Here is a 7,171-nt window from a genome sequence, read left to right on the forward strand (position 1 = left end):
ACATTAACTGGGATCGCGATCGCCCTACTCCTTATTCTGCTCCTGTTGAATCCCCTCCGTTTTCAGTCTGCCGCTCGGCCAACGGTGAAAGCGACCCACCCTCCCCAACCCAGTGTTCTGGTGCCGCCTCGTTCTGCTCCCTCACCAACGGCAGCAACCCTAGCCCCGCCGTCCGCACCAATACCAGAGCCGCCACCGCTGCCCACTCCCTCAGCGGTGGCGATTGCTCCTTCCTCCACCGTCAGTGACAGCTTCACCGTCCGCCAGCGGTTGCTGGCCATTTGCGATCGCTACAGCAACGCCCTTGATCCCACCCTGACCCTCACCCCCAGCGAGCAGCGCCTAGAACTAGTGCTGGCCAATGGTTGGTATGATCTTAGTCCTACCAAGCAAGATCAACTGGCACAAAATCTCTGGCAAACCGCCCATGAGTTGGGGTATGAGGCCATAATTGTTATGGATACCGAAGGTCACCTACTTCTGCGTGATCCCGTAGTGGGTGAGAATGCCATCGTTGTCCGTCGCAAGCTGATCTAACCCTGCCTCACAGCGATAAACTTTGCCAATCCGCTAATCTAGAAGAACGCTAACTTTTTTAGCTTTCTATGAGTAACACCACCGTTTCCGCCGAAAAGCGCAAAGCCCTTGAGCTTGCCGTCGCCCAGATCGAACGCAACTTTGGTAAGGGTAGCATTATGCGCCTTGGGGATGCTACCCGCATGAAAGTGGAGACCATTTCCAGTGGCGCCCTCACCCTTGACCTTGCCTTGGGCGGCGGTCTGCCAAAAGGACGCATCATTGAAATTTATGGGCCTGAAAGTTCAGGGAAAACCACGTTGGCACTCCACGCCGTAGCCGAAGTCCAGAAAGCTGGTGGGGTCGCTGCCTTTGTGGATGCCGAACATGCCCTAGATCCCACCTATTCTGCTGCCCTAGGGGTAGATATTGAAAACCTGCTGGTGGCGCAGCCGGATACTGGAGAAGCGGGCTTAGAAATCGTGGATCAACTGGTGCGCTCGACGGCTGTGGATATTGTGGTGGTGGACTCCGTGGCCGCCTTGGTGCCCCGTGCCGAAATTGAGGGAGACATGGGAGATAGCCATGTGGGGCTGCAAGCCCGCCTCATGAGCCAAGCCCTGCGCAAAATTACCGGCAATATCGGTAAAACGGGCTGTACGGTGATTTTCCTGAACCAATTGCGGCAAAAGATTGGCGTCACCTACGGCAACCCGGAAACGACAACGGGGGGAATAGCCCTCAAGTTCTTTGCCTCGGTGCGCCTAGATATTCGGCGAGTGCAAACCCTGAAGAAGGGAACAGAGGAATTTGGGATTCGCGCCAAAGTCAAGGTGGCCAAAAATAAGGTGGCGCCTCCCTTTCGCATTGCAGAGTTTGACATTATTTTTGGTCAGGGGATTTCCAAGTTAGGCTGCGTTCTCGATATAGCCGAGGCAACCGGTGTGATTACCCGCAAAGGGGCTTGGTATTCCTACAACGGTGAAAACCTTGGCCAAGGCCGCGAGAACACAATTAAGTACATGGAGGAGAACCCTCCCTTTGCCCAAGAGGTTGAACAGCAGGTGCGGCAAAAGCTAGACCAAGGAGCAGCGGGCTTTGCCAATTTTGCCAATAGGGTGACTCATACCCATGAGGAAATTGGCGAAGAGGAATAGGGGCGATCGCCTGTGAGGGACTTCCGCAGCAGTAACTTTCGCTCTCCCCAAAACGTGAAGTCTTCCTCAACCACTTCAAAGCCACAGCGGGCATATAACTGCCGTGCTGCTTGATTTTGAGCAAGGACGTGGAGATAGAGATCGGAATAGTCGGAATAGATGGCGTAAAGGTGGGTCTCAACCGCCTGTAATAGCCGCCGGCCAATGCCCCGTCGTCGGTAGTCGGGATGCACGGCCAAGTTAGAGAGATAAGGGTTGGGTTGCCCCTTGATCTCACGGAGCTGCACCTCAACACTTCCTACACATCGAGAAGCGCCTCCTATGGGCATAATGGCTAGCCAACAGTGGTAGTGGGGACGCTCGCGCTGCCAGCGATCGCGCAAATCCTGCTCAATCCCCAACTGGAGAAAACCGCGCCAAAGGGCTTGCCAACCGCCACCGGGATGAAAACTCAGCGCCACGAGCTGAGCCACACTTGGCAAGTCGGTGATCTCTGCTGCACGAATCTCAATCATGCTAGGGCTGAGGAAGGGCAGATTGCTCCAGTTGGCTCATCAGTGCCCGCAGGGGGGGCTTGGCCAATAGGGTTTGCGTATCCGCCACCAAGCGATCGCCCCAGAGGTTCTCCCGTTGAAACTCCACCGTGCCGTAGCGACTATCGAGACGCAGCGCCTCCTCTGCGAGTTGTATTGCCCTTTCTTCCTGCCCCAGGCGAAGGAGAGCCGTGGCCAAAGCCAGTTTAGGCTCACTGGCCTTGGGGTCAATGTCTGCCGCCTGTTCCCAGTTCTTTGCCGCCTGCTGAATCCTGCCTTGCTCATAGAGCACCAAACCAATGTTGGTGTAGGCTGGCCAAAACTGGCGATCCAAACGCAGGACACGACGGTATTGAGCGATCGCCTGCTCCTTTTCTCCCAGTTTGAGATAGGCGTTGCCCAGATTAAACCATTCCTCTGTGGCATCGGGTTTGAGAGCCAATCCCTGGGCGATTGCCCGCACCGCTGCCCCGTACTGTCCTAGGCGAAAGTGGGCAGTGCCTAGGTTGAAATAGGCGGCTGGATTTTTGGTATTCAGTTTCAAGGCCTGCTCTAGGGCAGGAACAGCCTCCTGAGGTTGATTGACCGTGAGATACAGGCCACCGAGCAAGGCCCAGATCTCGTGGGCCTGAGGTGCTAACTGCACGGCCAGCTTGGCTCGCACCAACGCATCTTGAAATTGCTGGAACTGCGCCAGTTGCAGGGCTTCTTGTGCCACGATAAAGCCATTTTGCTCCATCTCCTTAGGATTGAGTTCAAGGGTGCGCGGTAGCACCACCTGCGCCGTGGCCACACTGCTACTGAGGAGGACTAGACTCAGACCAAAGATAGAGCGGGCAATTGTTTTAAGCACGATGGGCGTCTCGGTGTTGACTAAGCAGGACGGATTCTTCTTTAGTTTGCCACAACCTCTCCGCACTTGGTGTTTGCTGTTGCCGCCTTGGCGCCAAGACGCTTGCTTTCTGAAAAACAATAGATTAATTTAGACCTTGACTAGGATCTCAATTTATATTTCTCTTTACATTTTCTAAACAAAATTAAATGTGTTTTTGAGGAAGCTTAAATGTCAAGCAGTTCAGAGCAAAACATCCCCAACTATCTTGTTCCAGCAATTCTTTCAACAATTTGTTGCTGTTTACCCGTTGGAATTATCGCAATTATCTTTGCCGCCCAAGTTGACTCAAAGTTGACCGCCGGCGATCGTGCCGGGGCGCTAGAGGCCTCAAATAAGGCCAAGTTGTTCACTTGGATGGCTGTCATTTTAGGATTGCTGGGAAGTGTTCTTTATGCGGTGCTCATGGTTCTCGCAATTATCGCCGAGCAGGGGGGCCAGTAGCCGGCAGGCGTTCATAATGGTCAGGCGATCGCCAGCGCAACAGGTGAGTGGCCGGTTGTTGCAATAGTTCAGTCCTCAAGCCCAGAGCCCGGCGCGGGTTTACCGTCGCCAATGTTAACGCTGCTTCAAAATTGCACACTCCCCAGTCCACTAATCGTCCCACCATGGTCAGCAGCGGCACTGTGGTACCGCAGAGGGTGCCATCAGCCAATCGTGCAGTGCCATTTTTGACCTCAATGTGCCGCTCATCCCAAGGGTACAGGCCATCCCCTAACCCCAGCGGTGCCAGCGCATCACTGACCAAAAACAGGCGATCGCCCGCGCATTGCCACAAAATCCGTAACATTTGGGGATGGACATGAACCCCATCGGCAATCACCCCACACCAGACCCGCTGATCGGTCAGGGCGGCTGCTAACAGTCCCGGCTCTCGATGGTGGAGGGGAGGCATGGCATTAAAAGCATGGGTAATCATAGTGGCACCCGCCTCAAAAGCCGCCTGGGCTTGGGCTAGGGTGGCCATGGAGTGGCCTAAACTGACGGTAATTCCTAACTCCCGCAAGTAGGGCAAAACCTGATGGCTTGTATCCAATTCCGGCGCTAGGGTGAGAATGCACACTGCTGGGCTAAAGGTTGCCAGAACTGCTTGAACAGCTTCCAAGGTCAAGGGTTGCAGATACTCTTGGGGGTGGGCCCCCCGCTTGTGGGGATTGAGAAACGGCCCCTCTAAATGGACGCCGAGAATCTCAGCTTCCGGCTCCAGAGAGTTCGGCACATACTGGTGAATCAGTCCCAAAGCGGTGTGAATTGCCCCTAGGGGAGCGGTTACGATGGTGGGGGCATAGGCATCAATCCCCTGTTGCCAAAGGTAGCGGCTAATTTTAGGCAGCGGTTCTGTCGTCTTCAACTCCGGAAAAGGAATGCCCAAGGCACCGTTAATTTGTAAATCGACCCCCCCCAGGGAGAGATAATCACCAGCAAAATCCACAACGCCAACAGCTTGCGGTGGAATTAAATCTGAGCCAATGGCGACTACCTTGCCATCGGCAATTTGTACCTGTTGCAGGCGATCGCGCCCCAAAAGCCGGACCCGATCCAGCCATTGCGCCGCCATCATGCGGGCGTTGCTTGTAAATCAGGACGTTCTTCGGGCACAATTGCCCCCTCGACAGGACACACTTGCAGACAGATGCCGCAGTCAATGCAAGTGGCAAAATCAATCCAGAACCAATCCGTGCCCTTGCTATTTTTGCCCGGCCCTGGATGAATACAGGCTACCGGACAAGCCTCGACGCAATCAGCAACCCCTTCACAGGTATTGGTGACAATCGTGTGGGCCACAGTGTTTTCCTCACTGAGAGTGGAATTCACCTATCCATTGTAAATCTGTAAATCCCGCGGCTAAATCCCTAAATCTGACTTAGCAGCTTCAGCCGCCTCTAAGAGCGCAGGTGTGGGTAGTTCCTGCCAGTCGGGATCGCCGATTTCCCCATAGAAACTTTCATCATAGCTACGGGTTTGAATCACCACTGGCATCGGCACTGCATGGCCAAGGACCAGAGCCTGCTGTTTAGAATCCAGCTTTGCCAACACTGAACGCAACTGCTGTGATCCGGGCACCCCAGTGAAAATTGCCTCAATGTCTTTTTCATCGTTGAGGAGGGCCGTAATGCGAGTACCAATTTGCGACATGATTTCACTATCAATGCCGGAAGGCCGCTGATCCACAACCAGCAAGGTCACGAAATACTTGCGCATTTCGCGGGCGATCGTGCCAAAGATCGTCTGTTTTACGGTTGCTGGATCCAAGAAGCGGTGAGCTTCTTCAATCGTGATTACCAGTTGCCGGGGGCGATCGCTCGGATTTTTCGTTTGCAGAAAGACCTCTGACTGCTGCACGTAGGCTTGGTGAATGCGGCGGGCAATAATATTCGTCGCCAGCATATAGGAGAGCATATTCGCTTGGGAGCCAAACTCAATCACCACATGTTGACCTGCAGCCAGGGTCGCCAAAATTTGGCCAATGTAGTTCTTGCTACAGGTGTTGCGTAGGTACTTCAGTTGTTCCAGCCGCGTGAGTTTGCGTTGCAGGGCCATGATAGAAGCCTTGCTGCCCATTTTTGTTTCACAAAACTCCTGAATCTCCTGATTGGTCATCATCAGCAGGCGAGTGATCCAGCCCTTACCAAACTCGTTGCGCAGAATCATTGCATTTTCTAGGCTGGCCTCCGAGAGGTTGAGTTCTGCCTGCACCAGCGCCAAGTCCTCGACCTCGATTTGATCAAAACCAATGTAGAGTTCCTGGGCATCGCGCACGCCCCGCCGTTGGGTGGATTCAGGGTCAAGGGTATAGATCTTTACTTGGCGTGGAAACAGTTGCCGCAATCCCTTAACGGTACTCAGTTGCTTGCCTTCCCGGGTGGCCTCCCAGCCATACTCCGAGTGCATATCAAAAATCAGGTTCACCGCCGCCTGTTTGCGGATAATCCCCGACAACAACAGCCGCGTCAAAAAGGACTTGCCCGTGCCCGACTTGCCAAATACGCCATTGCTGCGCTCCACAAAGCGATCTAAATCCAAACAAATGGGCACCGCCATATCCAAAGGGGTACCAATGGCAAAGTGGCGCCGCTGCGGATCGTCCTCCCAGCCAAAGACGGCACGAAAGTCTCGTTCACTGGCTTCGTAAACCGGACTGAAGTGGGCAGGAATGGTTTTCACAGGACGGAGTTCCTGCTCATCGTCGAGAATCATTAGCATTGGCGCCACACTCAAGGTGGCAAACGTGCCATTGCCTGCTAGCACCTCCTGCAAAAAGGTATCTTCAAGGGCGGGGGGATTGAGGAGAATGCGGGGATTGGCAGTGCCGAGAGCCACATCCGTCAGCAGGCAAAAGAAGCGCGATCGCCGGCCTTGCACCACCAAAAATTGCCCAACCCGCAGTTCCTCCACTGAAACCTGACCACTGAGTCGCACTTCAAGGCCTTGACTGAGGGAGCCTTGGACGACTATTCCCAGTTGTTGAGCCGTCATCTTTATTGCGTCTTTATTGCGCCGTTACAGCCTGGATCCGTTGGGGATCCCCAAAGCGGGGAGCACCAGCTTGGCTGTGGAATTCCGCCCCCGGTAGTTGACTCGGTTGGAGGGTTTGACTGAGGTGCTGCACATAGCGATCCTGCGCCCGCCGAAAGCCCTCTAGGTTGCTGCCACCATTCAAGAGTGCAAAACAGACAGTGCCGTATCGAGCCGTAGGCAAGACCCCCACTAGGGCACTCACATTCCAAAGGGAACCGGTTTTCACTAGCGTTGCCGCAGGCAATTGACGATCCTCTAATGTACCGCCGTCGCGCCCTGCCATGGGTAGCACATCTGCCAAACTGTGGTTTTTCGCGGCTAACTCCTGCTGGAGGGCAAAGAGCATACCACACACTGCCCGGGGAGAAATTCGATTCTCCTCCCCCAGCCCTGAACCATTGATCAGTTGAATTTCAGCGGCGGAAACATTGGCTTTACGGGCAGCCACTTGAGCCACGGTTGCAGCACCTCCTACCATTTCTGCCAGCTTTTCTGCAATTCCATTGTTGCTGTAGATATTCATTTGCCGCACAATTTCCCCTAAGGGAAGGGAG

9 protein-coding genes are annotated in these 7,171 nt (G+C 54.3%); 3 read left to right on the forward strand and 6 right to left on the reverse strand.

Annotation, left to right across the window (positions count from 1 at the left end):
• A partial coding sequence (locus tag H8Q75_RS01990; protein ID WP_297040034.1) for a hypothetical protein occupies window positions 1–537 on the forward strand: 537 nt, incomplete at its 5' end.
• 68 nt (window positions 538–605) lie between these two features.
• A complete protein-coding gene (recA, locus tag H8Q75_RS01995) occupies window positions 606–1,673 on the forward strand; it encodes a recombinase RecA (RefSeq protein WP_297040036.1) in 1,068 nt (355 codons plus the stop codon).
• Here recA and H8Q75_RS02000 read toward each other — a convergent pair.
• Together H8Q75_RS02000 and H8Q75_RS02005 are read right to left on the reverse strand one after the other, a co-directional pair.
• Window positions 1,640–2,188 (reverse strand): GNAT family N-acetyltransferase, encoded by a 549-nt coding sequence (locus H8Q75_RS02000; protein ID WP_024125353.1) that lies wholly within the window; start codon window positions 2,186–2,188, stop codon window positions 1,640–1,642. The genes recA and H8Q75_RS02000 overlap by 34 nt on opposite strands.
• Before the next feature lies 1 nt (window position 2,189).
• Window positions 2,190–3,059, reverse strand: a complete 870-nt coding sequence (locus H8Q75_RS02005) for a tetratricopeptide repeat protein (protein WP_024125354.1) — start codon at window positions 3,057–3,059, stop codon at window positions 2,190–2,192.
• A 210-nt stretch (window positions 3,060–3,269) separates the two neighbouring features.
• Here H8Q75_RS02005 and H8Q75_RS02010 point away from each other — a divergent pair, with 210 nt between their 5' ends.
• Window positions 3,270–3,542, forward strand: a complete 273-nt coding sequence (locus H8Q75_RS02010) for a CD225/dispanin family protein (RefSeq protein ID WP_024125355.1) — start codon at window positions 3,270–3,272, stop codon at window positions 3,540–3,542.
• Here the strand turns inward: H8Q75_RS02010 and nagA are convergent.
• The 4 genes from nagA to H8Q75_RS02030 form a co-directional block, all read right to left on the reverse strand.
• Window positions 3,517–4,659 (reverse strand): N-acetylglucosamine-6-phosphate deacetylase, encoded by a 1,143-nt coding sequence (nagA, locus tag H8Q75_RS02015; RefSeq protein WP_297040041.1) that lies wholly within the window; start codon window positions 4,657–4,659, stop codon window positions 3,517–3,519. The genes H8Q75_RS02010 and nagA overlap by 26 nt on opposite strands.
• On the reverse strand, window positions 4,656–4,883 hold the full coding sequence (locus tag H8Q75_RS02020) for a ferredoxin family protein (RefSeq protein ID WP_024125357.1): 228 nt from the start codon (window positions 4,881–4,883) through the stop codon (window positions 4,656–4,658). Before H8Q75_RS02020 ends, nagA begins: the two co-directional genes overlap by 4 nt.
• 60 nt (window positions 4,884–4,943) lie before the next feature.
• Window positions 4,944–6,575: a DUF87 domain-containing protein gene (locus H8Q75_RS02025; RefSeq protein WP_024125358.1), complete on the reverse strand. Its 1,632-nt coding sequence runs from the start codon at window positions 6,573–6,575 to the stop codon at window positions 4,944–4,946.
• A gap of 13 nt (window positions 6,576–6,588) precedes the next feature.
• The coding region (locus H8Q75_RS02030; RefSeq protein ID WP_297040046.1) for a D-alanyl-D-alanine carboxypeptidase at window positions 6,589–7,171 on the reverse strand (583 nt) is incomplete at its 5' end.

Origin of the sequence: Thermosynechococcus sp. OHK43, from assembly GCF_014466085.1 — a bacterium.
Classification (GTDB): Bacteria; Cyanobacteriota; Cyanobacteriia; order Thermosynechococcales; family Thermosynechococcaceae; genus Thermosynechococcus.